Raw genomic sequence first — 23,621 nt, 5'->3', positions numbered from 1 at the left:
TTCGCCCGGGGGGCGGCGCCCGCCGGGCCTAGCGCGCCCGGGCTTGCGGCGTCTGCCCGGCCGGCGCGTGGCCGGCCTTGACGCGATTCACCACCATCTTGTCGTTCAGGTTCTTGATGATGGACGAACCGGTGCGCACGCACAGGAACGGGAACAGGCCGTGGATCAGGGCCGCCAGGCCGCCCATCAACATGCGGAACGCGAACCCCCACGACGCGGCGAGATGTTCGAAGTACGTCTCACCCACGGAAGCGGGATGCGAAGTGAACGACCATTTGCTCATGGGAATGTCGGAAAGTAGGGAAACCGGGGAATACTTTATCAATTGAGCCCCGCAAAATTACTGCAAATTTACGTCCAAGCCAGGCCGGAAGATAAAAATCATTCCCCAAATCCGGGAAAATGAAGAAAAATCACCCCGCCACCCCGGACAAACCGCCCCGGACGCCCGCCGGCCGGCGCCACGGCCCGGCGTGCAGTAAACTCCCGGGTGCACAGCAGACGTCCCGACCGACGGCCCACGCGCCGGCGGCACGGCATGCCAGAACAAAGGTTAGTCATGGCCAAGAGTTACGAATCCGACATCACCCGATTCCTGCAGGACCTGAAGCAGCAGCGCCCCAACCTCGAAAGCGAGCAGAAGCAGGGCCGCGCCCGCCTGTGGGACAAGACCATCGATCCGGAACTCGTCGAAGGTTTCAAGGCCGGCACGGTGCCGCAGAAGCCCTATGTCTATCAGACTGAAGACTGATCACCTCCCGCATGGGCTCTTCCCCGCCCCCCAACGACGGGCTGGCAGCATTGGCTGAACCCGCGGTCGACAGCACGCCCGACGTCGTCGACGGCGTTGCCATCGCCCGGCTCTACGGCGAGCCGCTGTTCGCGCTGCCGCAAGACCTGTACATCCCTCCCGATGCGCTCGAGGTCTTCCTCGAGACCTTCGAGGGCCCCCTCGACCTGCTGCTCTACCTGATCCGCAAGCAGAACTTCAACGTACTGGACATTCCCATGGCGGAAGTCACGCGCCAGTACCTGTCGTACGTCGACCAGATCCGCAAGCACAACCTGGAACTGGCCGCCGAGTATCTGCTCATGGCGGCGCTGCTGATCGAGATCAAGTCACGCATGCTGTTGCCCGTGCGCAAGGCCGACACCGACGAGGAAGTCGAGGATCCGCGCGCCGAACTCGTCCGGCGCCTGCTCGAGTACGAACAGATGAAGCTGGCCGCGCAGAAGCTGGACCAGTTGCCGCAGCTGGGACGCGACTTCGTGCGGGCCCAGGTGCTGCTGGAACAGACCACCGTGCGCCGCCTGCCCGACGTCAACGTCGAGGAACTGCGCGACGCGTGGGCCGACATCGTCAAGCGCGCCAAGCTCAATGCGCACCACCACATCTCGCGCGAGGAACTGTCCGTGCGCGATCACATGAGCCAGATCCTGCGCAGGTTGCAGAACGTGCGCTACATGGAGTTCACCGAACTCTTCATGGAACGCGTGCAGGACGGCGCCGGCGTGCCGGTGATCGTCGTGCACTTCATCGCCATGCTGGAACTGGCACGCGAGTCGCTGCTCGAGATCACCCAGGCCGAGCCGTACGCGCCGATCTACGTGCGCCTCGCCTTCACTTCCGTCCATACCCACTGAGGCCCCGGCGCGCGGCCCGGCCGCCCGCCTCCCCGGCCTCCAAGCCCACCTTACCGAATCCAACGCCATGAAGGTCGTCCACACCATCGAAGAATTGCGCGATCAACTGCGCGGCCAGCTCCGGGTCTCGTTCGTTCCCACGATGGGCAACCTGCACGAGGGCCATCTGGCCTTGATGAAGACGGCCCGCCAGCATGGCGACCCGGTCGTCGCCAGCATCTTCGTCAATCGCCTGCAATTCGGGCCCAACGAGGACTTCGACCGCTATCCGCGCACGCTGCCCGCCGACATCGAGAAGCTCGAGCGCGACCGCAACGTCTACGTGCTGTTCGCGCCCGACGAGCGCGAGATGTACCCCGAGCCGCAGAACTTCCGCGTCCAGCCGCCCGACGACCTGGGCGGCATCCTGGAAGGCGAGTTCCGCCCCGGCTTCTTCGCCGGCGTATCCACCGTCGTGCTCAAGCTGCTGTCCTGTGTGCAGCCGCGCGTGGCCGTGTTCGGCAAGAAGGACTACCAGCAGCTGATGGTGGTGCGGGCCATGTGCCGGCAGTTCCAGTTGCCGATCGAGATCGTGCCGCAGGAAACGATACGCGCGGACGACGGCCTGGCCCTGTCCTCGCGCAACGGCTACCTGAGCGCGGACCAGCGCGCCGAGGCGCCGCAGCTGTACGCGACGCTGCGCCGCGTGCAGGCCGACCTGCGCAGCGGCAACCACGACGTCGCCGCGCTCGAGCGCGGGGCGGTCGCCACGCTGGACGGACGGGGCTGGAAGGTGGACTACATTTCGGTGCGGCGCCAGCGCGACCTGCTGCCGCCCAGCCGCGAAGAGGTCGAAGGCGGCGAGCCGCTGGTCGCGCTGGCCGCGGCCAGGCTCGGCACGACCCGGCTGATCGACAACCTGGAGCTGTAGGCGGGCGCGCCATCCGGCCTCGGTTGCGAGGCTTGCAAGCAATTGATACAGCGCTGCGCGGCCGGGTCCCCGGCTGCGCGCCGTTCGCTACAATTCCCGGCACTGGATGGTTTACGATACGCCCATGATCGAAGATCTCGACCTTCTCGCCAGCCGCATACGCCAGCTCACCGAGCTGACGCAAAGCCTGCGCGACGAAAACGTGGCGCTGGGCAAGAGCCTTGCGCAACGCGATTCGCACATCCGCGTGCTGCGCGATACGCTGGCCGCCGCGCAGTCGCGGGTCGAGGGCGTATTGGCGCGCCTGCCCGGCGGCGAGGAACCCGCCGAGGAAGTCGAGGGCGAGGCCGATGCGCCGGACAACGCTTCCTCTCCTGGATCAGAAAGCGCCGCCCCGGGCGCTCGGAGTCTATATGGAACGTCTTGACGTCACCATCCTCGGCAAGGACTACCCGCTGGCTTGCGAACCTTCCGAAAAGGAAGCGCTGCTGACCGCGGCCACCATGGTCGATCGCGCCATGCAGCGCATCAAGGCCGGAGGCAAGGTCGCGGGCACCGAACGCATCGCGGTGATGGCGGCGCTGCAATTGGCCGCCGAGTTGATGAATGCGAATTCTCCCGACTCACGACTTGCAGTCGGTGACTACAAGCGTAAAATTGAAGACATGCATCGCATGGTCGATGCAGCCCTGGGGGCCCAAGAGAAGTTGTTTTAAGTTTTGATGTTTGTGCGGTACTTTTCTGTGCGGCACAAACGCGTATGATCAGTCTTCCCTGCCGTGCTCGTGTTTGGCCTTATATTTCTTGGACCCATGCTTATGGCATGAGGTTGTGGAAATTGCCCGCGGGCGTGATCGTCTCTCCGTCAGACGAACCCGAAGCGCGGCTGACCGCGACCACCTTGAACCCCGGTTCAAGATGCCGGCCTAGCGACACAGGCGGGGATCCTATCCGACCCGGAGCATATACGTTATGCTCCGGGTTCTTTTTTGCCCCCCCCTACGCGCTTACGCGCGCCCCCCAGGGGGCGATGCGGGTGGACCGGCGGAGCCGGATCCACCGCATCCTGGGGTACCAACAGGCTGGCGGGGGGCGGCGTTCGTCAATGCCGACTTGATTGGTTTCGACCAAGCATTGCCGAGGTAGTTTTTTTCGGTGCTAGAACTAGAACGAAGGGTGCGTCTTGGGGAGAAGAGACGCGTCCACCGATTTACCAACTATCGTCAAGACTTCAACATGGATCCATTGTTTATCGTTGCCTTGCTCGTACTCGGGGCCTGCACGGGCTTTGCCGCGGGGCTGCTCGGCATAGGCGGGGGCATGATCATGGTGCCTTTCCTGACCATGCTGTTCACCTGGCAGCGCCTGCCGCCCGAACTGGTGGTGCATGCGGCGATCGCGACGTCGATGGCGTCCATCCTGTTCACGTCGGTTTCCAGCGTGCGCGCGCACCACAAGCGGGGCGCGGTGCGGTGGGACATCGTGGCGCGGTTCGCGCCTGGGCTGGTGATCGGCGGGCTGCTCGCGGGCGGGGCGGTGTTCTCGGCGCTCAAGACCGGATGGCTGGCGCTGGTGTTCGCGCTGTTCGTCGGATACTCGGCCATCCAGATGCTGCTGGACAAGAAGCCCAAGCCGACCCGCCAGATGCCGGGCACGCTGGGCACGTCCGCCGCGGGAACCGGCATCGGTTTCCTGTCCGGACTGGTCGGCGCCGGCGGCGGCTTTGTGTCCGTCCCTTTCATGACCTGGTGCAACGTCCCGTTGCACAACGCCGTCGCCACCTCGGCGGCGCTGGGTTTTCCCATCGCGCTGGCCAATACCGCGGGTTACATCTGGTCAGGCATGCAGCATCCCAGCGGGCAACCCGGCATGCTCGGGTATGTCTATTGGCCGGGGCTGATCGTGTTGATCGTTTCGAGCGTGCTGCTGGCACCGGTGGGTGCCCATACCGCGCACAAGCTGCCGGTGCGTTCGCTCAAGCGCATCTTCGCCTACCTCCTGATGCTGCTGGCGGCCTATATGCTATACAAGGCTGTCACCGCGCTGACGGGGGCCTGACAGGCGCCGCGGTCCGGGTCGCGGTGCGCGTGGTCAGCCCTTCCATCAATCAGAACAAGGACTCACACCATGGCTTACCGCCCCACCCTCGCTCCCACCATGCGCCGCGCCCTGTGCGGCGCGGCACTGGCCGCCTCGGCCGCGATGTCGTCCATCGCCGTCGCCCAGGCCGCGCCGGACACCGCCAAGCCCGATCGGCCGACGCTGTCGCTGTCGGCCGCCGCCACCTCGGAAGTGGCGCAGGACAAGGTGACCATCACGCTCGCCAACGAGATCGAGGGCAACGACCAGGCCAAGCTGTCGCAGCAACTCAACCAGTTGCTCGAGACCACGCTGGCCGAAGCCAAGCGCAACACCGCGGTCACCGCGCGCAGCGGCAACTACAACGTCTGGGCCAACACCGATCGCAACGGGCGCATCACCACCTGGCGCGGACGCGCGGAACTGATCCTGGAATCCAAGGACTTCGGCGCCGCCTCCAAGCTGGCCGGTGAACTGAGCCGCCAGATGGCGGTGTCGAACGTGTCGTTCTCGCTGTCGCGCGAGGCGCGCGAGGCCGAAGAGCAGCGCCTGCTGGCCGAAGCGGCCAAGGCCTTCACCACGCGAGCAACCCAGGCCGCCAAGGCATTCGGCTTCTCCGGCTATGCGGTCAAGCAACTCGACCTGAGCGGCAGCGGCACGGTCACGCCCATGCCGCGCGCCTATGCGATGGCGGCTCCCGCCATGGAAGCCAAGGCGGCCGACCTGCCCCTGGAAGGCGGCAAGTCGTCGGTGTCGGTCTCGGTGCGGGGCACGGTCTACCTGCAATAGGCCGTGCCTGCCGGCCGGCGGCTCAGGCCGTCGCCGGCCGGCGCGCCCAGACGAACAGGGCCAGTCCCACCAGCACCATGGGCAGCGACAGCCACTGCCCCATGCTCAACCCCCCCGCCAGGATGCCCAGGAAGCTGTCCGGCTCCCGGGTGTACTCCACCATGAAGCGGAAGAACCCGTAGCCCATCAGGAACACGCCGCTGACCTGGCCCACCGGCCGGGGCTTGCTGGCGAACAGCCAGACCAGCGCGAACAGGGCCAGGCCTTCCAGGCCGACCTCATACAGCTGCGAAGGATGGCGGGCCACGCCGTCGCCGGCCTGCGGAAACACCATGCCCCAGGGCACCGTCGTGGGCCGGCCCCACAACTCGCCGTTGATGAAATTGCCCAGGCGCCCGGCCGCCAGCCCCAGCGGCACCAGCGTCGCGACGAAATCGCCTACCTGCAGGAAACGGAAACCGCGCCGGCGCGCGAACAGCGCCATGACCAGCAGCACGCCCAGCAAGCCGCCATGGAACGACATGCCGCCATGCCAGACCGCGAGAATCTCCAGCGGATGCGCCAGGTAGTAGCCCGGCTTGTAGAACAGGACATAGCCCAGGCGCCCGCCCAGCACGACACCCAGCACGCTGTAGAACAGGAGATCGTCCAGATCGCGCGTCGTAAGCGCCGTCTTGCCGTGGCGGATGCGCCAGCGGCCCAGCGTCCAGGCCAGGAGGAACGCGACCAGGTACATGAGGCCATACCAACGCACCGCCAGGGGTCCGATCTCGAACGCGATGGGAGAAAACTGCGGGTGAACCAACATGTTTGCGCGCGCCTTTCAAGGAAAGGCCGGACGTCTGCCCGGCCACGATGTCTGTCGAACAGTGGCGATCATAACGCCCCTTGTCCCGAGGCCCTGTGACAGATCGACGCAGGCGGCATCCGAGCCGGTGTACACCCGCTTCGCTTGTATATACTCTGCCCCGTCGAGAAATACGCGCATCGCGCAGCATCCAACGGAGAATCTTCATGTCCATTCGTTCCCTCAGCCTGGGCGCACTGGTGGCCTTGGCCGCCCTGCACACGACCGCCGGAGCGCAGACCACCGGACTCGATCTCGCCAAGGCCAAGAACTGCATGGCCTGTCACAGCGTCGACGCCAAGCTTGTCGGCCCCTCCTATCAAAGCGTGGCGCAACGCTATGCCACGGACTCCGAAGCGGCCGACAAGCTGGTCGCCTCCATCCGCAAGGGCAGCTTCCGCAAGTGGGGCGCCATTCCCATGCCCGCGCAGAACGCCGTCAATGACGACGAGGCGCGCAAGCTGGCTCAGTGGATCCTGACGCTGAAGAACTGACGTTCCCCCGGACTGGCGCGCGTCAGTCCAGCTTCAATCCCAACTCGCGCACCAGCCCGGCATAGCGCCGTGTGTCCGAGGCCAAGACCGCGGCCATGGCCTCGGGCCCCTGGGCCCTGGCCGCCAGGCCGATGGCGGCCAGCTTGTCGTGCACCGCGGCGATCCGGCCCGCCGCCAGCAGGGCCGTCGACAGATCCCGCACCGCCGAGGCCGGAACACCCTGTCTGACGCTCGCGCCTATCCAGGTCTCGCCCACCGCCGACGAATAACCCAGTTCCGCGAAGGTCGGCACCTCGGGCAGGAGTGCCGACCTTTCCGCGCTCGTCACCGCCAGTATCCGCACCTTGCCGGCCTTGTGTGCCGGCGCCAGGTTGACGATGGGATCGAACACCGCCGGAATGTGGCCGGCCATGAGATCCTGTGCCATGGGCGCGCCGCCCTTGTAAGGCACGAAGGTCACCGGGCACCTCTCGCTCCGGCTGAACCCGAATGCCATCAGGTGGCCCTCGCTGCCGACGGCCGCCATACCGCACAAGGACTGCTCGGGCCGCGCCCGGGCCCAGGCGATGAACTCCTGCACCGATCTGACCGGGACGTCGGGATGCACCGCCAGCACCCACGGAAACGTGGCGACGATGCCGACCGGCGCGAAATCCCTGGCGGGCTCGAACGACAGGCTGCGATACAGGGCCGTCGATATGCAATACACATTCAGCGGGGCCAGCATGACGGTCGAAGCATCCGGCCGGCTCTGCGCCAGCGCCGTCGCCGCGATGTTGCCGGCGGCCCCCGCGCGGTTCTCGACGACGAAGGTCCCCACGCCGCGCATGGCCTCGGCGTAGACCCGGGCGGTCACGTCTATCGCTCCACCGGGCGGGAAGCCCACCAGCAGACGGACGACATGCTGGGCCAGGGATGTCCGCCAGGGCGTGCCCGCGGCAGCCGCGGCGACTGTCGCGGCAGCAAGCAGCCGCCGCCTTGCGTTGTTGGAATAGCGGTGCATGGTCTCCTCCTTACTGGTCGTCGGGCGCTAGGATGCGTCCGCGTGTTCCCGCAGGGGCATCTGGCCGAGCCAGAATTCGACCCGGGCCGGATCCGCGAACAAGGTGCCCAGTTCGGCGCGGGCCTCGTCCTCGGACTGCAGGACCGAATCGACCACGCCGTCCTGCCGCGGCCCGCGGCTGGTCGCGAACTCCAGGCGAATGCCGTTGGGGTCGTAGAAATAAGCGGACCAGAAACGTCCCCCGAGGGCCACCGGTCCGATGACGTCGACTCCCGCGCCGCGCACATGGGCCAGCAGCGCATCGAACCGCTCGGGTTCGACGTGGAAGGCGACGTGCTGCATCCCGCCGGGCAGGTCGCGGTTCTGGCGCGCCAGCCCGGTCGGATACTCGAAGAACGCCAGCAACTGGTCGTGCCCCATGTCGAAGAAGTAGTGGCGCAGGTTGTCGTACGGAGGCTGGCCCCGATCCTGTTCGAAGGGCACGCGCCGTACGTGCACGAGGCGCATCTGCAGCACGCGGGTATAGAAATCCATGGTGGTGGGCAGGTCGTCGGTGACGAACGCCAGGTGGTCGATTCCGCGCATGGGCGCGGAGCTGCGAGCGGAGGAATTCATAGGGACTCCTGGGACAGAAAGGTCTGGATGGCCTCGAGCACCCCGTCGGGGTTCTCGCCGGCGATGTGGTGCCCGCCCTCGATTTCGCGAGTGCGTATGCGCGGATTGCAGGCCTGGACCGCCGGCAGGGTCTCGGCCGCGAACAGGTCCGACCGGGTTCCCCGCAAGACCAGCGTCGGCACGGAGACGTCGCCCAGCGCGCGCCACAGGTCCACACCGTGCCGCGGCTTCTCGCCGGTTTCCAACTGACGGCGGAACTGATCCCGGAAATGGGGATCGCGCTTGAGCGCATAACCCCCCGGCACCTCGCGCAGATAGGCTTCGAAACGCGGGCGCAACCGGCTGGCGGCGGGCGTGTCGGGATCGGTGCCGAAGTGGCGCATGGCGGCATCCACCGACGGGAAGCTGTCCGGCGTGCCGGCCACGGTCATTGCTACGCGCCGGCTTCCCGCGGGCGCGTTCTCGGGCGACCAGTCGACCAGAACCAGCGCGGCCACGCGCTCGGGCCGGCGGGCCGCCAGGCAGGTCGCGCTGCGTCCGCCCATCGAGTGGGCGACCAGGACGGCCCGCGGCCAGCCGAGGTGATCGAGCAGGTTCTCGACGTCCTGAGCCATGGCCGGGATGGAATAGTCCTTCTGCGGACTGAAGGACGAGTCGCCGAAGCCGCGCATGTCCATGGCGCAGCCGGCGCGATCGCTGCCGCACAGCCGCGCGCCGAAATCGACCCAGTCGTACGAGAAGTACGACAGGCCGTGGATGAACACGACGGGCGTGGCCTGGGCGGGACGCGGCCCGGGGCCGAAAAGACGGTATGCCAGTTGGACGTCCCCGGAAGGACAGCGGGCCTGGAGATGGGGGGCGAGCATGGGACGAGACTCCGGAAAAATTCGCCACGCCATGATCTAGAATGGCGCTCATGCTGTCAATGTCACGCCGATCATTCTCTTCATGAACTTTGTGCATATCCACCAACTGGAATTGACGCAGTTGCAACTGCTTGATGCGCTGCGCACGGGTGGCAGCGTCTCGAAAGCCGCCGATGCGCTGGGCCTGACCCAATCGGCGGCCAGCCACTCTCTGGCGCGGCTACGCAGGACCCTGGGCGATCCGCTGTTCGTACGGACGCCGGGCGGCATGGTGCCCACGCCGCGGGGTGCCCGCATCGCGGACGCCGCCCGCTCCGCGCTGGCCACGCTTGGCGAGGCCCTGCGCGATACCGGCAGCTTCGACCCGGCCACGGCCGAGCGGATATTCCGCGTCTATATGAATGAAGTGGGGCAGATGGTCATGCTGCCCAGGCTGCTCGACCACTTGCGCCGGCACGCCCCAGGCATCGCGCTGAAGATCGGCACGCTGCCCGACCACCAGCCCGGGGCCCTGCTCGAGAGCGGCGAGGTCGACCTGGCCGTCGGCCATATCACGGCCCTGAGCGCGGGCTTCCACCAGCGGTTGCTGTTCCATGAACACTATGTGTGCGCCGTTTCCCCCGACCATCCGCGCTTCGCCGCCGGCATGACGGAAGCCGGCTTCCGCGAAGCCCGCCACGCAGTGACAGGCACCGGCGCGATGGCCCATCGTGTCGTCGAGGAGGCGCTGCGCCGGCACGGCATCGTGCGCCGCATCGGGCTGGAGGCCCCCGAATTCATCGCCCTTCCCTTCATCATCCCGTCGTCCGACCTGGTCGTCACGATGCCCAGCGGCCTGGCCGACCAGTTGGCCGGCGCCATGCCGCTGCGCATCCTGCCGCCTCCCGTGCCGCTGCCCTCGTACGAGATCCGGATGTTCTGGCACGAACGCGCGCATCACGACGCCGCCAACGTCTGGCTGAGACAGCTGTTCGCAGAGCTGTTCCGGCAACCCCGCGCCGCGTCCTGAACGCCGGAATCGACATCCATGGCACCCTGTCGGCCCCCAGGGAACGCATACACTATCGTCATGGGCGCCCCTGGCGCCGGCTCTCTCGAAGAGGACGATCATGCCCGCACAAGTCGACAAGGCCGTATTCGGCGGTGGCTGCTTCTGGTGTATCGAAGCGGTGTTCCAGCAGATCGAGGGCGTGCTGCGCGCCGATTCCGGCTATGCCGGGGGGCACGTGGACAACCCCACGTACGAGCAGGTCTGCGACGGCGATACCGGCCACATCGAGGTGGTCACCGTCACCTACGATCCGGCTGCCATCACCTATCACGAACTGCTGGAAATCTTCTTCGCCTCGCACGACCCGACCACCGTGGACCGCCAGGGCAACGACGTCGGGCCGCAGTATCGCTCGGCCATCTTCTGGCAGACCCCGGCGCAGGAAGCGGCGGCGCGCGAGGTGATCGCCGACCTTGAGGCGCGGCAGGTATTCGGCTCGCCCATCGTGACCCGGCTGCTGCCCCCGGCCACGGTCTGGCCGGCGGAGGACTATCACCGCGACTACTTCCTGCGCAATCCCGGCCAGGGCTATTGCGCCTTCGTGGTGGCGCCCAAGGTGGCCAAGATGCGCAAGAATTTCTCCCACAAGCTCAAGCAATCCTGAAGGAACCCCTCATGAACCGACGCCGGGCCTTGCTCGCAGGCGGCGCCATGGTCGCGGCGGCCTGCCTGTCCGCGCCGGCCGCCGCGCAGGACGCCGCCTATCCCACGCGCCCCATCCGCTTCGTGGTCCCGTATCCGCCCGGCGGCCCGCTGGACATCATGGCGCGCGCGCTGGCGGAAAAGATCCGCCCCACGCTGGGACAGCCCGTGGTCGTCGAGAACAGGCCGGGCGCCGGCGGCAACATCGGCGCCGATCTCGTCGCCAAGTCGGCGCCCGACGGCTACACGCTGGTGATGGGGGCGGTCGCCACGCATGCGATCAACCCGGCGCTCTTCCCCTCGATTCCCTACGATCCGGTCAAGGACTTCGCCCCCATCGTGCTCGTGGCCTCGGTGCCCAACGTGCTGGTGATGAACCCCGCCACGGCCGCCAGGCTGGGCATCCAGACCGTGCAGGACCTGATCGGCTACGCCCGGCGCAACCCGGGCAGGCTCAACATGGGCTCGGGCGGCAACGGCAGCGCGGGGCACCTGGCGGGGGAATTGCTGAAGACCCGTGCCGGCGTATTCGCCGCGCACATCCCCTATGCCGGCGCCACGCCGGCGCAGGTGGCGCTGATGAGCGGACAGACGGACTTCATGTTCGACAATCTCGCGGCCGCCTCGCCGCTCATCGCCGCCGGCAAGCTCAAGGCCCTGGCGGTCACCACGGCGGCCCGGTCGCGCCTGCTGCCCGAGGTTCCGACCATGATGCAGGCCGGCGTGCCGGACTTCGACCTGGGAACGTGGTTCGGGATCTTCGCGCCGGCGCACACGCCGGAGGCCGTGGTGCAAAAACTCCATAATGAATACGCGCGGGCGCTCGGCGGCGCCGACATGCGCCGGCGCCTGGCCGACATGGGCTCGGACGCCGAACCCGGCACGCCGGCGTCGCTGGCCGCGCTGGTGCAGTCCGACCTGCGCAAGTACGCCGAGATCGTCAGGATCTCGGGCGCCAAGCTGAACTGAGCAGGGGGCCGGATGCAGGTCCGGCCCCTCTGCTCAATCAGCGCGGTGGTCCCAGCGGTCGGTTCCGCCCTCGGCCACCCGCAGTCCCTGCATCTCGGCCACCACGGCCATCCTGTCCGTGTGCATGCGCCAGACCAGCTCGACGGCGTTGCGCACGCCCAGCTTGGCCAGCACCCGCGCGCGGTGGACCTCGACCGTCCGGATGGATATGCCCAGCCGGTCGGCGATCACCTTGTTGGCACGTCCCTCGACCAGCAGGTCCATGACTTCGCGTTCCCGCGGCGTCAGAGACTTGCCGCGTTCCTGGCCATCGTCCCACCCGTGCATCGCCTTCATCGTGCTTCCCCTTCATTGGATAACCTTGCCGTGGGAAGGGCTTCGCGCCCCCCAGGGGAAGTCTGCACGACACGTCGGATGCGAAAAAGCTGTCAAGGCTGACAGGAGTCTGAACATCCTATGGATCAATTTGGCACAAAGTTGTGCCGATCCATCATTTTTCGGGAAAACCCCGACTCATTGCGAGCAATTTCGTTATTCACGCCAGCTTCGCGTGAGCTAACATGCCGGCCTTGCAAGTGAAGTCAGATAGGAGCCCACTTCCAATGCGCATTCAGTCAAAACAAAATTTCTGGTCCGGGGTGATGTTCGTCTTCCTCGGGCTATTTTTTGCCGGGTTCGCCGTTGATTACCAGATGGGCACGGCAGCCAAGATGGGGCCGGGCTACTTCCCGTTCTGGCTGGGCGTGATCCTGGCGATCCTCGGTGCGATCATCGGCATCTCCGGCCTGTCGCCCAAGGCCGAGCCCACGGAAATCCCGAAACTCAATCTCAAGACCACGGGCATCATCCTGGGCAACGTGGTCCTGTTCGGCATCCTGCTCCGTCCGCTGGGCGTGTACGTGTCGGCGTTCCTGCTCGTGCTGCTGTCCAGCATGGCCAGCCACGAATTCAAGTGGAAGGTCGCGATCATCAACGGCATCTGCCTGGTGGTCGCCGTCCACCTCATCTTCATTGTGGGCCTGGGTCTGATCTTCCCGCTGTGGCCTTCGTTTCTCGGTTTGAACTAAGGAAAGCCATCCATGGAAGTGTTAGAGCACTTGGCCCTAGGTTTTGAAACGGCGCTCTCGTTTCAGAACATCATCTACGCATTTCTCGGTTGCCTGATCGGCACCTTGGTGGGCGTGCTGCCCGGCTTGGGTCCCGTTCCGACCATCGCGATGCTGCTGCCCATCACCTACGCGCTGCCCCCGGTGGCCGGCCTGATCATGCTGGCCGGCATCTACTACGGCGCCCAGTACGGCGGTTCGACCACCGCCATCCTGGTGAACCTGCCGGGTGAAACCTCCGCGGTGGTGACCTGCCTGGATGGCTACCAGATGGCGCGGAACGGCCGCGCCGGACAGGCGCTGGCCATTGCGGCCATCGGGTCGTTCTTCGCCGGCTGCGTGGGTACGCTGCTGATCGCCGCCTTCGCGCCCCCGCTGGCCGAAGTGGCCTTCCAGTTCGGTCCCGCGGAATACTTCTCGCTGATGTGCCTGGGCCTGGTCGGTGCGGTCGTGCTGGCGTCGGGTTCACTGATCAAGGCCATCTGCATGATCTTGCTGGGCCTGCTGATCGGCATGGTCGGCACGGACGTGAACTCGGGCGTGGCCCGCTTCTCGTTCGGCATCCCGGAACTGACCGACGGCATCGACTTCGCCGCGGTCGCCATGGGTGTGTTCGGCTTCTCGGAAATCATCAACAACGTCGAGCAGAAGGAAGAGCGCGAAGTCTTCCTGGACAAGATCGGCCACCTGTACCCCACCTGGCCCGACCTCAAGGAAGCCGCGCCCGCCATCATCCGCGGCACGGCCATCGGCTCGGCCCTGGGCATCCTGCCCGGCGGCGGCGCGGTGATGTCCTCGTTCGCCTCGTACACGGTGGAAAAGAAGCTCGCCAAGGATCCCTCCAGCTTCGGCAAGGGCAACATCCGCGGCGTGGCGGGTCCGGAATCGGCCAACAACGCCGGCTCGCAGACCTCCTTCATCCCGCTGCTGACGCTGGGTATCCCGGGTAACGCGATCATGGCCCTGATGGTCGGCGCCATGACCATCCACAACATCCAGCCTGGTCCCCAGGTCATGACCAGCAACCCGGACCTGTTCTGGGGCCTGATCGTGTCGATGTGGATCGGCAACCTGATGCTGGTGATCCTGAACCTGCCGCTGATCGGTATCTGGGTCAAGCTGCTGAAGGTGCCCTATCCCATCCTGTTCCCGGCCATCCTGCTGATCTGCTCGATCGGTGTCTACACGCTGAACTACAACGTGTTCGACATCTGGATGACGGCAGCCTTCGGCCTGATCGGCTACATCTGGTCCAAGCTGAAGTGCGAAGGCGCCCCCCTGCTGCTGGGCCTGGTGCTGGGTCCCATGATGGAAGAGAACTTCCGCCGCGCCCTGCTCCTGTCGCGTGGTGACTTCACGACCTTCGTGACCCGCCCGCTGTCGGCGACCCTGCTGGTCATCGCCGTCATCCTGGTGCTGATCGTGGCCTCGCCCACGATCCGCAAGAAGCGCGAAGAAACCTTCGTCGAAGACTGACGACACACCAGCCGCTCCGGCGGCTGCAAGAAAAAAGGCGCCTCCGGGCGCCTTTTTTCATTGCCGGGCCGCCCCAAGATGAAAAACGCCCCCTTGGGGGGCAGCGCCGCCGCGAAGCGGCAAGCGTGGGGGCCATTTTTCATTGCCGGGCCGCCCCAGGATGAAAAAGCGCCCCCCTGGAGGGCAGCACCGCCCACCTTCGCCATCCGGCGGAAACAGGCACCCCGGACGCTATACACTTGCCTCTGGCAATGGAGAATCAGCATGGCATCGATTGGCACCAAGACCTACGACAGCACCTCCCCGCTCAACGTCAGCTTCATCGGCCTGGGCGTCATGGGCTTTCCCATGGCCGGCCACCTGGCCCAGGCCGGGCATGCGGTCCGGGTCTACAACCGCACCCCGTCCAAGGCCCGCGACTGGGTACAGGAGTTCGGCGGCAGCCACGCGCCGACGCCGCGCGAGGCCGCCCAGGACGCGGACATGGTCTTCCTGTGCGTCGGCAACGACGACGACCTGCGCAGCGTCGTGCTGGGCGCCGATGGCGCCCTGGCGGGCATGAAGCCCGGCTCGCTGCTGGTGGACCACACCACGGCCTCGGCCAAGGTCGCGCGCGAACTGTACGCCACGGCCCAGGACCAGGAAGTCGCTTTCATCGACGCTCCCGTCTCGGGCGGCCAGGCCGGCGCGGTCAACGGCGTGCTCACGGTGATGTGCGGCGGCGATGCCGACGCGTTCGAGCGCATGAAGCCCGTGGCGCAGGCCTACTCGCGGGCCGTCACGCTGGTCGGCGAGCCCGGTGCCGGCCAGCTGGCCAAGATGGTCAACCAGATCTGCATCGCCGGATTGGTGCAGGGCCTGTCCGAGGGCATTGCATTCGGACAGAAGGCCGGCCTGGACATGAAACTCGTGCTGGACGTCATATCCAAGGGGGCGGCGCAAAGCTGGCAGATGGAAAACCGCGGCGCGACCATGGTGGACGGCCAGTTCGACTTCGGCTTCGCGGTGGACTGGATGCGCAAGGATCTGGGCCTGGTGCTGGACGAGAGCCGCAGCAATGGCGCACGGCTGCCCGTGACGGCCCTGGTCGACCAGTTCTATGCCGACGTGCAGCAGATGGGCGGCAGCCGCTGGGACACGTCATCCCTGATTAAACGGCTGGGGTAGGCCCTCCTACGCGCTTACGCGCGCCGGCATGGTGAACGGTCGTCTGTTTACGCGCGCAGAGCGGCCAAGGTTCGTTCCATGGGCCAGGCCAGATCCACGACCAGGTTGGCGATGCCGGGCAGGTCGTCCAGGTCGACGAAGGGCAGCGATGCCTGGCCCGCGGGAGGCACGTCGCTGACGACGGCGCCTATGCTGGCGTCGTCGGGATACAGCCACGGCTTGCCGTTGGCGGCGCGGTGGATCTCGATCTTGACGTGCGGATCGCGCTTGAAGCCCTCGACCAGGATGAAATCGACGGGCGAAAACTTGTTCAGCAGCTCGCCCAGGCGGGGCTCGGCCTGGCCGCGCAGTTCGTGCATCAGCGCCCAGCGGCTGCCCGATGCGACCAGCACTTCCCCGGCACCGGCCTCGCGGTGTCGATGGGAGTCCTTGCCCGGCTTGTCGATGTCGAACGAATGGTGCGCGTGCTTGAGCGTCGACACGCTGTAGCCCTTCTCCCGCAGCGCGGGAATCAGCCTCGTCAGCAATGTGGTTTTGCCGGCTCCGCTCCACCCGGCCAGCCCCAGGACGCGCGTCATCAGATCAGTCCGTCGAAAGGCAGGACGTCGACCAGCTCGCCGGCCTCCACGTTGCCTTGCTCGTGCCCCAGCACGACCAGGCCGTTGGCCTGGCTCATGCTGCGCAGGATGCCCGACCCCTGCGAACCGGTGATGCGCACTTCCCAGCCGCCGTTCGCGGCGGGCGTGACGATGCCTCGCTGGTATTCGGTACGCCCCGGCTTCTTGCGGATAGCCCCCGCGCTGGCCGCGCGCAGCATGGGCAGCGGCTGGGCCGGCGCGCCTGCCATGGCAAGGAGGGCATCGCGCACCAGCGCGTAGAAAGTCACCATCACCGCCACGGGGTTGCCCGGCAGGCCGAACAGGATGGCGCTACGCCCGCCGGTATCGATGCGGCCGATGGCCATGGGGCGCCCCGGCCGCATGGCGATGCGCCAGAACAGCACGTCGCCCAGCCTGGCCATGATGGCCTTGGTGTAGTCGGCCTCGCCCACGCTCACGCCGCCCGACGTGATGACCACGTCGGCCTGCGCGGCCGCGTCGCGGAACGCGGACTCGAGCGCCTGCGGATCGTCGCGCACCACGCCCATGTCGAGCACGTCGACGCCCAGCCGCTGGAGCATGCCCCACAGCGTGTAGCGATTGCTGTCGTACACGCAGCCCGGATCGAGCGGCTCGCCGATCGAGCGCAGTTCGTTGCCGGTGGAGAAGAACGCCACGCGCAGGCGGCGCCAGACCGGCACCTCGGCCCGGCCGAGCGAGGCCAGCATGCCGAGGTCCGCCGGGCGCAGCACGCGGCCGGCGGACAGGGCCACGTCGCCGCGGGCCAGGTCCTCTCCCGCCAGCCGGCGGTTCTCGCCGGCCTTGACCGCGCCCGCGGGCACGACGATACGGTCGCCATCCTGGCGGACGAATTCCTGCGGGATCACGGTATCGAGCCCGTCGGGCATGGTGGCGCCGGTCATGATCCGCACGCACTGCCCGGACGCCACGCTGCCCGTGTAGGCATTGCCGGCCAGGCCGCTGCCCACGACCTGCAAGGCCGTATCGCCGCCGGCGGCCAGGTCGGAACCGTAGAACGCGTAGCCATCCATGGCCGAGTTGTCGTGGGCCGGCACGTCGATGTCGGACACGATGTCGCGCGCCAGCACGCGCCCCATCGCCGAGCGCAACGCCAGCATCTCCACGCCCTCCACGCGCGGCACCAGCCGGGCGATGAATTCGCGGGCCTGCTCGACCGGCAGCGCATTCGGGTCGTAGCCGCTGACACAGGACGAGATTTCTTCTAGCGAGGGGGCGGGCTTGTCGTTCATGGCATCAGAGCTGCTGCAATTCGGCGATCGTGTTGGCGCCCGCGAAAGCCGCGGGGTCGTCGAAGAGGACCTCGACACAGCGATGGGTGGCGGTCCACTTGTCGATCTTGCGTCCCCCCGCGGCGGTGAAGGCCACGAGACTGTCCAGCAGCTCCGCCCGCAGCAGGCAGAACACCGGCTGGGTCCGCACGGCGCCGTCCTGGCGGGTGGCCACCATGGCGATCTCGGCGCCGGCCGCCTCCAGTTCGCCGGCCAGGCGGGCGACGAGATCTTCGGGAAACTTCGGCGTATCGCAAGGCACCGTGACCAGGTAGGCGGTCTCGCAGTGCTCGAGCCCGGTCAGGAATCCGGCCAGCGGCCCCGCGTAGTCGGGCAGCGCGTCGGGCCACACCGGCACGCCCATGGATTCGTAGGCAGCCAGGTTGCGATTGGCGTTGACCAGGACCTGCCCCACCTGGGGCCCCAGCCTGAGCAGCGCATGCATGGCCATCGGAATGCCCTGGTAGTTCTGCAGGCCCTTGTCGACACCGCCCATGCGGCTGCCGCGCCCGCCCGCCAGGATCAGGCCGGTAATGGAGTCCTTGTCGATCATGCGGCTGAGTATAGACGAGGCGCCCGCGGATTTCGCCGTCCGCGGGCTGGTGGTCTAATATCCCTCATCGGCCTGCGATACGCAGCCTCCCACTCACGAGTCCGCCCCCTTCCCATGGCCACATCCGATTCCCTGCTCCAGGCCCTGCAAACCGTCGTCGATCCCAATACCGGCAAGGATTTCGTCTCGACGCGAGCCATCAAGAACATCGAGATCAACGGCGGCGACGTCTCCTTCGACGTCCTGCTCGGCTATCCCGCCAAGAGCCAGATCCCCGCCCTGCGCAGCGCGCTGATCGCGGCGGCCCGCACCGTGCCCGGCATCTCCAACGTCAGCGCCAACGTGCGCAGCGAGATCATCGCCCACGCGGTCCAGCGCGGCGTGCCGCTGCTGCAGGGCGTCAAGAACATCGTCGCCGTCGCCTCGGGCAAGGGCGGCGTGGGCAAGAGCACCACGGCCGTCAACCTGGCCCTGGCCCTGGCGGCCGAAGGCGCGCGCGTCGGCCTGCTCGACGCCGACATCTACGGCCCCAGCCAGCCGCTCATGATGGGCATCGACGCACGCCCCGTCAGCGACGACGGCAAGACCATGGAGCCGCTCGAGAACTATGGCGTGCAGGTCATGTCCATCGGCTTCCTCGTCGCCCACGACGAAGCCATGATCTGGCGCGGCCCCATGGCGGTGCAGGCGCTCGAGCAACTGCTGCGGCAAACCAACTGGAAAGACCTCGACTACCTGATCGTCGACATGCCTCCCGGCACCGGCGACATCCAGCTCACGCTCAGCCAGCGCGTGCCCATGACCGGCGCCGTCATCGTCACCACGCCGCAGGACATCGCCCTGCTGGACGCGCGCAAGGGCATCAAGATGTTCGAGAAAGTGGGCGTGCCCATCCTGGGCGTGGTCGAGAACATGGCCGTGCACGTGTGCAGCCAGTGCGGACACGTCGAACACATCTTCGGCGCCGAGGGCGGCAAGAAGATGGCGGCCGAATACGACACGCCCTACCTGGGCGCGCTGCCGCTGGACATCAACATCCGGCTGCAGGCCGACAGCGGCAGGCCCTCGGTGGTGGCCGACCCCGATGGCGAGATCGCCGGCCTGTACAAGACCGTCGCGCGCCAGGTGGCCGTGGCCATCGCCGCCCGGAACAAGGACTTCTCGTCCAAGTTCCCCACCATCTCCATCAGCGCCGATTCCTGACCCGAGGCCGCCATGACCAGCCAGGCTCCCCGCATCGACGTCGCCGTGATCATGCGCAAGGAGCGCGTCCACGGCCCGATGAGCCGGTGGCAGTCCTGGCGGTGGACCCTGGCGGACGTGGTGGCCGACGAGCCGGCGTTCGGCGGCGCGCCCCACCGGCTGCGCCAGGACGCGCACGGCGAACTGTGGCTGCATCCCGGCTTCGCGGTCGAGCTGTTCAAGGACGACGCCGAGGGCTACTACCTGAACGCCACGACCGAGGCGCCCTGCTGGTTCGTGATGTGGCGCATGCAGGAAGCGGCGGGCCCGGACGATGAACCGCTGGCGCGGCCGGAGCTGGTCACGCTCAGCTACTACCACGCCGGCCGGCTGCTGGACGCCCAGGAAACGGTCGAACAGGTGCCCGCCCCCGCCGACGTCGTGGGCTGGCTGCGGGCCTTCGTGGCGCAACACTACGTGGCCGAGCCCAAGCGCAAGCGGCGCCCGGTCAGCTTCGTGCCGTTGCAGGACCGCTTCGGCAACCCGGCGTCGGTCAGCACCGGCCGGCGCAAGCACGGCGAAGAACCATGAGCGGCGACGGCGAAGGCTTCCTCGGCCGCTGGTCGCGGCGCAAGGCCCGGTCGCGGGCAGGCGTGGGGGACGAACGGCCGGTCGACGCCGCTTCCGCTCCCGAGGCCGAGCCGGGGCCGCTCGAGGCCTCGCCGGGCGTGCCCGCCGCGCCGTCCACGCATCCGCAGGACCACCCCCAGGGCGAGGCCCACGACGCCGGCGCGACGCAGGCGCCGGACACCGCCGCCAAGGCAGCGCCCGCCCCGACGCGGGAAGACCTGGCCGCGCTGACGCATGACTCCGATTTCTCGCCCTTCATGCGGCCGGCGGTCGAGCCCGACGTCAAGCTGGCCGCGCTCAAGAAACTTTTCTCCGACCCGCACTACAACGTCATGGACGGGCTGGACGTCTACATCGACGACTATTCCTCGCCCGAGAAGCTGCCCGCATCCACGCTCAGGCAGATGGTGAGCGCGCGCGTGCTGGCCCTGGTCCAGGACGATCCCGCCCCGCCTGCGGGCGATGCGGCGCCCGGCCACGCCCCCGCAAGCAAGGAGCCGGCCGATGATGGCGCGCGGGGTTCCGTGCTAGAGTCTGGCGCATCCACAGGCCAAGCGCCCAGCGACGGCCAGACGCATTTCGACTTTCCCGAGCCCGATCCTCCCAGGTAGCCGGGCTCCCTCGAGCGCCCATGCCCACACTGATCTGCGACTGCAACAACACCATGCCCCTGGACGCCGATGCACTCGGCGCGGCATTGGACGAAAAGCTGGTTCTGCACTCCACGCTCTGCCGCCACGAGGCCGGCGCGTTCCAGCAGGCCGTCACGGGCACCGCTTCCGTCATCGTCGCCTGTACGCAAGAGAAGCGCCTGTTCGCGCAGATAGGCGAGCACACCGAGGCCGCCGTCGCCCCCGTGCGCTTCGTCAACATCCGCGAGACCGGAGGCTGGAGCCGCGAGGCCCCGAAAGCCACGCCCAAGCTGGCGGCGCTGCTGGCGGCCGCCCGGCTGCCGGACCCCGAACCGGTCCCCACCGTCAGCTATCGCAGCGCGGGGCGCCTGCTCATCGTCGGCCCGCTGGACGAGGCCGAACGCGCCGCGGCGATGCTGGCGGACACGCTTGACGTCACCATCTTCGCGCGCGGCCCGGGCACGGCGGACGCGAGCCAGGAACGGCGCCATCCCGTGCTGGCGGGCCGCCTGGAGTCGCTGCAAGGCTGGCTGGGCGCGTTCGACCTGACATGGGTGCAGGACAACCCCATCGACCTCGACCTGTGCACGCGCTGCAATGCCTGCCTTGCCGCGTGTCCCGAAGGCGCCATAGGGCTCGACTACCAGATCGACCGCGCCCGGTGCCGCGACCATCGCGCCTGCGTGGCGGCCTGTACGACCGCGGGCGCCATCGACTTCGTCCGCGCCCCCGAACGGCAGGAAGCGCGCTTCGACCTGGTCCTGGAGCTGGGTGGCGGCACGCTGTTCGCGCAGCATGCGCCGCCGCAGGGCTACTTCGCCTGGAACGGCGCGGACCCGGCCCCGCTCCTGCGCCTGCGCGAGCTCGTGGGCGAATTCGAGAAGCCCAAGTTCTTCGACTACAAGCAATCGCTGTGCGCGCACAGCCGCAACGACACGATAGGCTGCCGCGCCTGCGTCGACATCTGCTCGGCCCTCGCCATCGAAAGCGACAAGGCGCGCCAGCAGATCAAGGTCAATCCCAACCTGTGCGTGGGCTGCGGCGCCTGTACCACCGCCTGCCCGACCGGCGCGATCACCTACGCCTATCCGCGCATGACGGACCAGGGCGCGGTGCTGCGCACGCTGCTGTCCACCTATGCGCGGGCCGGCGGCCAGGCCCCGGTCCTGCTGGTGCACAGCCAGGAGGCCGGCCGCGCGATGGTCGAACGCCTGGGCCGCGACGCCAGCCTGGGCAGGCGCCACGGCCTGCCCGCCAACGTCATCCCGCTGGGAGTCTGGCACACCGCCAGCCTCGGCCTGGAAGCGTGGCTGGGCGCCGTCGCGCTGGGCGCCTCGCAGGTCGCCATCCTGGCCACGGCCGAGGAAGCGCCGCAATACCTGGACAACCTGGCCGCGCAGCTCGCGGTGGGCCAGGCCATCCTCGACGGCCTGGGCTATGCGGGACCGCACCTGCACCTGCTGCGCCCCGATACGCCGCAGGCGCTGGACGCGGCGCTGCGGGAGCTGGCGGCGCGGCGTCCCGGGGTGCCGGCCGCGCCGGCGCGCTTCGCCATGGTGCGCGAGAAACGCAGCACGCTGGACCTCGCGCTGGACCACCTGATCGCCCACGCCCCGGCCGCACGCGACGAGATTGCCCTGCCCGGCGGCCCGCCGGGCACCGGCTCGCCCCTCGGCGGCCTGGCCATCGACAAGGACGCCTGTACGCTGTGCATGAGCTGCGTGGGCGCGTGTCCGTCCAGCGCCCTGCTCGACAACCCGGACGCGCCCCAGCTGCGTTTCCTGGAAAAGAATTGCGTGCAGTGCGGGCTGTGCGTCGAGACCTGTCCCGAGGACGCGCTCGCCCTCGTGCCGCGCCTGCTTTCCACGCCCGAACGCACCCGGCCGCGCGTGCTGAACGAGACGGCCCCCTACCACTGCGTGCGTTGCAGCAAGCCCTTCGGCACGCAAAAGGCGATCGAAGCCATGCTGGCCCGGCTGAGCGGCCACCCGATGTTCCAGGGCGCCGGCCTGGAACGGCTGAAGATGTGCGGCGATTGCCGCGTGATCGACCTGTACTCCGGCGCCAACGAAACGCGCATCACCGATCTATGAACGCTTCCATTTCCCCCGCCGACATCGGCTCGGCCTCGCTCGACGAGGAAATCGCCCGCGCCGAGTTGTACGGCGTGCTGGCGCGCCTGTTCTACGCCCCGCCCGATCCGGACTTCGCGGCCGGCCTGCGCGCGGCGGCCACCGAGGCGCCGATGGCGGGCGCCTTCCTGGAAGCTCCGTGGCGCGACCTCGTGGCCGCGGCCCGGGCCGCCGACGATCCGTCGCTGCGCGACGAGTACGAAACGCTGTTCGGCGGCCTGGGCAAGCCCGAGGTCTACCTGTACGGGTCGCACTACCTGAACGGTTTCCTGAACGAAAAATCGCTGATCGCGCTGAGGAACGACCTGGCCGCCCTGGGCCTGGCCCGGGATCCGGCCATGCCCGAGACCGAGGATCACATCGCCTACCTGTGCGAGGTCATGCGCTACCTGATCGCCGGAGACGACGCCGGACAGTGCCATCTCGCCAATCAGCGGAAATTCTTCGGCGACCACCTGCTGCCGTGGGTGCCCGCCATGTGCGACGCCCTGTCGGCCCACCCGCGCGCCCGCTTCTACGCGGCGCTGGGCGAATTCACGCGGGCCTTCGCCAGCGTGGAGGCGCAGGGCTTCGACATGCTGCCCTGACCGGCTACGGTCGAGGGTATACCCGAGGCGTGGCGCGGCTGGCGGCATTGCCTGTAACTGGTTACCGGGGGTACAGTATGCACAGCACTTCATATCTGCCAGCTCCAACGGAGACAGAGATGCCCAAGACCGCCAACCTATCCCGCCGGGGTTTCTTCGTGGGTGCCGCCACCGCCGGCGCCGCCGCCGTCGGGGCGGCCGTCGCGCCCTCGCTGCGCCCCGATCCGGCCCCGCAGGCAGACGCCAAGCCCGCCCCCGAACGAGGCGGCGGCTACAGCGTGACCGACCACGTCAAGCGCTACTACAAGTCCACGCTGGTCTAACCACCGGAGCACGGC

28 protein-coding genes, 1 other RNA gene and 1 pseudogene are annotated in these 23,621 nt (G+C 67.7%); 21 read left to right on the top strand and 9 right to left on the bottom strand.

What is annotated here, in order from left to right:
* Positions 1-28: 28 nt before the first annotated feature.
* On the bottom strand, positions 29-283 hold the full coding sequence (locus tag N5K27_RS17295) for a DUF6356 family protein (protein ID WP_087837234.1): 255 nt from the start codon (positions 281-283) through the stop codon (positions 29-31).
* 276 nt (positions 284-559) lie between these two features.
* Here N5K27_RS17295 and N5K27_RS17290 point away from each other — a divergent pair, with 276 nt between their 5' ends.
* From N5K27_RS17290 to N5K27_RS17255, 8 genes are all read left to right on the top strand, one after another.
* Positions 560-751: a DUF3460 family protein gene (locus tag N5K27_RS17290; RefSeq protein ID WP_087837235.1), complete on the top strand. Its 192-nt coding sequence runs from the start codon at positions 560-562 to the stop codon at positions 749-751.
* Positions 752-762: 11 nt separating this feature from the next.
* Positions 763-1,644, top strand: a complete 882-nt coding sequence (locus N5K27_RS17285; RefSeq protein ID WP_087837236.1) for a ScpA family protein — start codon at positions 763-765, stop codon at positions 1,642-1,644.
* Positions 1,645-1,711: 67 nt separating this feature from the next.
* Positions 1,712-2,554 carry a pantoate--beta-alanine ligase gene (gene panC, locus N5K27_RS17280; protein WP_279817760.1) on the top strand — a complete coding sequence of 281 codons (843 nt, stop codon included), beginning with the start codon at positions 1,712-1,714 and terminating at the stop codon, positions 2,552-2,554.
* Positions 2,555-2,678: 124 nt separating this feature from the next.
* On the top strand, positions 2,679-2,981 hold the full coding sequence (locus N5K27_RS17275; RefSeq protein WP_279817758.1) for a hypothetical protein: 303 nt from the start codon (positions 2,679-2,681) through the stop codon (positions 2,979-2,981).
* The gene (locus N5K27_RS17270; RefSeq protein ID WP_087837239.1) at positions 2,968-3,270 is read left to right on the top strand and encodes a cell division protein ZapA; all 303 of its coding nucleotides are present in this window, start codon (positions 2,968-2,970) and stop codon (positions 3,268-3,270) included. Before N5K27_RS17275 ends, N5K27_RS17270 begins: the two co-directional genes overlap by 14 nt.
* A 52-nt stretch (positions 3,271-3,322) precedes the next feature.
* A non-coding RNA gene (ssrS, locus tag N5K27_RS17265) (6S RNA) lies at positions 3,323-3,503 on the top strand.
* 287 nt (positions 3,504-3,790) lie between these two features.
* Positions 3,791-4,612, top strand: coding sequence for a sulfite exporter TauE/SafE family protein (locus tag N5K27_RS17260; RefSeq protein ID WP_087837240.1), 822 nt, complete (start codon positions 3,791-3,793; stop codon positions 4,610-4,612).
* Between the two features lie 69 nt (positions 4,613-4,681).
* Positions 4,682-5,422 carry an SIMPL domain-containing protein gene (locus tag N5K27_RS17255; protein WP_243724367.1) on the top strand — a complete coding sequence of 247 codons (741 nt, stop codon included), beginning with the start codon at positions 4,682-4,684 and terminating at the stop codon, positions 5,420-5,422.
* 22 nt (positions 5,423-5,444) lie between these two features.
* Here the strand turns inward: N5K27_RS17255 and lgt are convergent, their stop codons facing one another.
* Positions 5,445-6,230 (bottom strand): prolipoprotein diacylglyceryl transferase, encoded by a 786-nt coding sequence (gene lgt, locus N5K27_RS17250; RefSeq protein WP_087837241.1) that lies wholly within the window; start codon positions 6,228-6,230, stop codon positions 5,445-5,447.
* A gap of 206 nt (positions 6,231-6,436) precedes the next feature.
* On the opposite strand from lgt, the gene N5K27_RS17245 reads away from it, so the two are divergent.
* Positions 6,437-6,763 carry a c-type cytochrome gene (locus N5K27_RS17245; protein ID WP_087837242.1) on the top strand — a complete coding sequence of 109 codons (327 nt, stop codon included), beginning with the start codon at positions 6,437-6,439 and terminating at the stop codon, positions 6,761-6,763.
* Positions 6,764-6,785: 22 nt separating this feature from the next.
* On the opposite strand, the gene N5K27_RS17240 is transcribed toward N5K27_RS17245, so the two are convergent.
* From N5K27_RS17240 to N5K27_RS17230, 3 genes are read right to left on the bottom strand one after another with little or no spacing between them, the layout of a single operon-like run.
* Positions 6,786-7,766 (bottom strand): tripartite tricarboxylate transporter substrate binding protein, encoded by a 981-nt coding sequence (locus N5K27_RS17240; protein WP_279817755.1) that lies wholly within the window; start codon positions 7,764-7,766, stop codon positions 6,786-6,788.
* Between the two features lie 27 nt (positions 7,767-7,793).
* Positions 7,794-8,381, bottom strand: coding sequence for a VOC family protein (locus N5K27_RS17235; RefSeq protein ID WP_132978951.1), 588 nt, complete (start codon positions 8,379-8,381; stop codon positions 7,794-7,796).
* Positions 8,378-9,247 carry an alpha/beta hydrolase gene (locus tag N5K27_RS17230; protein ID WP_279817753.1) on the bottom strand — a complete coding sequence of 290 codons (870 nt, stop codon included), beginning with the start codon at positions 9,245-9,247 and terminating at the stop codon, positions 8,378-8,380. Before N5K27_RS17230 ends, N5K27_RS17235 begins: the two co-directional genes overlap by 4 nt.
* A gap of 82 nt (positions 9,248-9,329) precedes the next feature.
* On the opposite strand from N5K27_RS17230, the gene N5K27_RS17225 reads away from it, so the two are divergent.
* The 3 genes from N5K27_RS17225 (at position 9,330) to N5K27_RS17215 (ending at position 11,909) form a co-directional block, all read left to right on the top strand.
* The gene (locus N5K27_RS17225) at positions 9,330-10,256 is read left to right on the top strand and encodes a LysR family transcriptional regulator (RefSeq protein ID WP_132978953.1); all 927 of its coding nucleotides are present in this window, start codon (positions 9,330-9,332) and stop codon (positions 10,254-10,256) included.
* Positions 10,257-10,356: 100 nt separating this feature from the next.
* On the top strand, positions 10,357-10,902 hold the full coding sequence (msrA, locus tag N5K27_RS17220; protein ID WP_279817751.1) for a peptide-methionine (S)-S-oxide reductase MsrA: 546 nt from the start codon (positions 10,357-10,359) through the stop codon (positions 10,900-10,902).
* 11 nt (positions 10,903-10,913) lie between these two features.
* Positions 10,914-11,909 (top strand): tripartite tricarboxylate transporter substrate binding protein, encoded by a 996-nt coding sequence (locus N5K27_RS17215; protein WP_087837245.1) that lies wholly within the window; start codon positions 10,914-10,916, stop codon positions 11,907-11,909.
* 135 nt (positions 11,910-12,044) lie between these two features.
* Here N5K27_RS17215 and N5K27_RS17210 read toward each other — a convergent pair.
* Positions 12,045-12,197 (bottom strand): annotated as a pseudogene (locus tag N5K27_RS17210) (helix-turn-helix transcriptional regulator); the annotation flags it as partial.
* Positions 12,198-12,511: 314 nt separating this feature from the next.
* On the opposite strand from N5K27_RS17210, the gene N5K27_RS17205 reads away from it, so the two are divergent.
* The 3 genes from N5K27_RS17205 to N5K27_RS17195 all read left to right on the top strand — a co-directional run bounded on the left by N5K27_RS17205 (position 12,512) and on the right by N5K27_RS17195 (position 15,658).
* On the top strand, positions 12,512-12,976 hold the full coding sequence (locus N5K27_RS17205; RefSeq protein ID WP_132978955.1) for a tripartite tricarboxylate transporter TctB family protein: 465 nt from the start codon (positions 12,512-12,514) through the stop codon (positions 12,974-12,976).
* Positions 12,977-12,988: 12 nt separating this feature from the next.
* Positions 12,989-14,491, top strand: a complete 1,503-nt coding sequence (locus tag N5K27_RS17200) for a tripartite tricarboxylate transporter permease (RefSeq protein WP_087837248.1) — start codon at positions 12,989-12,991, stop codon at positions 14,489-14,491.
* A gap of 264 nt (positions 14,492-14,755) precedes the next feature.
* Entirely contained in the window at positions 14,756-15,658 is a 903-nt protein-coding gene (locus N5K27_RS17195) for an NAD(P)-dependent oxidoreductase (RefSeq protein WP_087837249.1), read from the top strand.
* Positions 15,659-15,705: 47 nt separating this feature from the next.
* Here the strand turns inward: N5K27_RS17195 and mobB are convergent, their stop codons facing one another.
* From mobB to mobA, 3 genes are read right to left on the bottom strand one after another with little or no spacing between them, the layout of a single operon-like run.
* The gene (gene mobB, locus N5K27_RS17190; protein ID WP_087837250.1) at positions 15,706-16,236 is read right to left on the bottom strand and encodes a molybdopterin-guanine dinucleotide biosynthesis protein B; all 531 of its coding nucleotides are present in this window, start codon (positions 16,234-16,236) and stop codon (positions 15,706-15,708) included.
* Positions 16,236-17,528, bottom strand: coding sequence for a gephyrin-like molybdotransferase Glp (glp, locus tag N5K27_RS17185; RefSeq protein WP_279817746.1), 1,293 nt, complete (start codon positions 17,526-17,528; stop codon positions 16,236-16,238). Before glp ends, mobB begins: the two co-directional genes overlap by 1 nt.
* A gap of 4 nt (positions 17,529-17,532) precedes the next feature.
* The gene (gene mobA, locus N5K27_RS17180) at positions 17,533-18,120 is read right to left on the bottom strand and encodes a molybdenum cofactor guanylyltransferase MobA (protein ID WP_279817744.1); all 588 of its coding nucleotides are present in this window, start codon (positions 18,118-18,120) and stop codon (positions 17,533-17,535) included.
* 114 nt (positions 18,121-18,234) lie between these two features.
* Between mobA and apbC the strand changes: the two genes are divergently transcribed.
* The 6 genes from apbC to N5K27_RS17150 all read left to right on the top strand — a co-directional run bounded on the left by apbC (position 18,235) and on the right by N5K27_RS17150 (position 23,606).
* Positions 18,235-19,323: an iron-sulfur cluster carrier protein ApbC gene (gene apbC, locus N5K27_RS17175; RefSeq protein WP_087837253.1), complete on the top strand. Its 1,089-nt coding sequence runs from the start codon at positions 18,235-18,237 to the stop codon at positions 19,321-19,323.
* 12 nt (positions 19,324-19,335) lie between these two features.
* Entirely contained in the window at positions 19,336-19,893 is a 558-nt protein-coding gene (locus N5K27_RS17170; RefSeq protein WP_279817743.1) for a DUF3305 domain-containing protein, read from the top strand.
* The gene (locus N5K27_RS17165; protein ID WP_279817741.1) at positions 19,890-20,543 is read left to right on the top strand and encodes a DUF3306 domain-containing protein; all 654 of its coding nucleotides are present in this window, start codon (positions 19,890-19,892) and stop codon (positions 20,541-20,543) included. The genes N5K27_RS17170 and N5K27_RS17165 overlap by 4 nt, the downstream gene beginning before the upstream one ends.
* A 20-nt stretch (positions 20,544-20,563) precedes the next feature.
* Positions 20,564-22,657 carry a 4Fe-4S binding protein gene (locus N5K27_RS17160; protein ID WP_279817739.1) on the top strand — a complete coding sequence of 698 codons (2,094 nt, stop codon included), beginning with the start codon at positions 20,564-20,566 and terminating at the stop codon, positions 22,655-22,657.
* On the top strand, positions 22,654-23,283 hold the full coding sequence (locus N5K27_RS17155; RefSeq protein WP_132978958.1) for a molecular chaperone TorD family protein: 630 nt from the start codon (positions 22,654-22,656) through the stop codon (positions 23,281-23,283). Before N5K27_RS17160 ends, N5K27_RS17155 begins: the two co-directional genes overlap by 4 nt.
* 119 nt (positions 23,284-23,402) lie before the next feature.
* Positions 23,403-23,606, top strand: coding sequence for a twin-arginine translocation signal domain-containing protein (locus N5K27_RS17150; RefSeq protein WP_279817736.1), 204 nt, complete (start codon positions 23,403-23,405; stop codon positions 23,604-23,606).
* Positions 23,607-23,621 lie beyond the last annotated feature (15 nt).

The organism is Pigmentiphaga sp. GD03639 (assembly GCF_029845405.1).
In the GTDB taxonomy this organism is placed as follows: Bacteria; Pseudomonadota; Gammaproteobacteria; order Burkholderiales; family Burkholderiaceae_B; genus Pigmentiphaga; species Pigmentiphaga daeguensis.
Note: the sequence above shows the minus strand (reverse complement) of the source record. Positions and strands in the feature narration are given on the sequence as shown.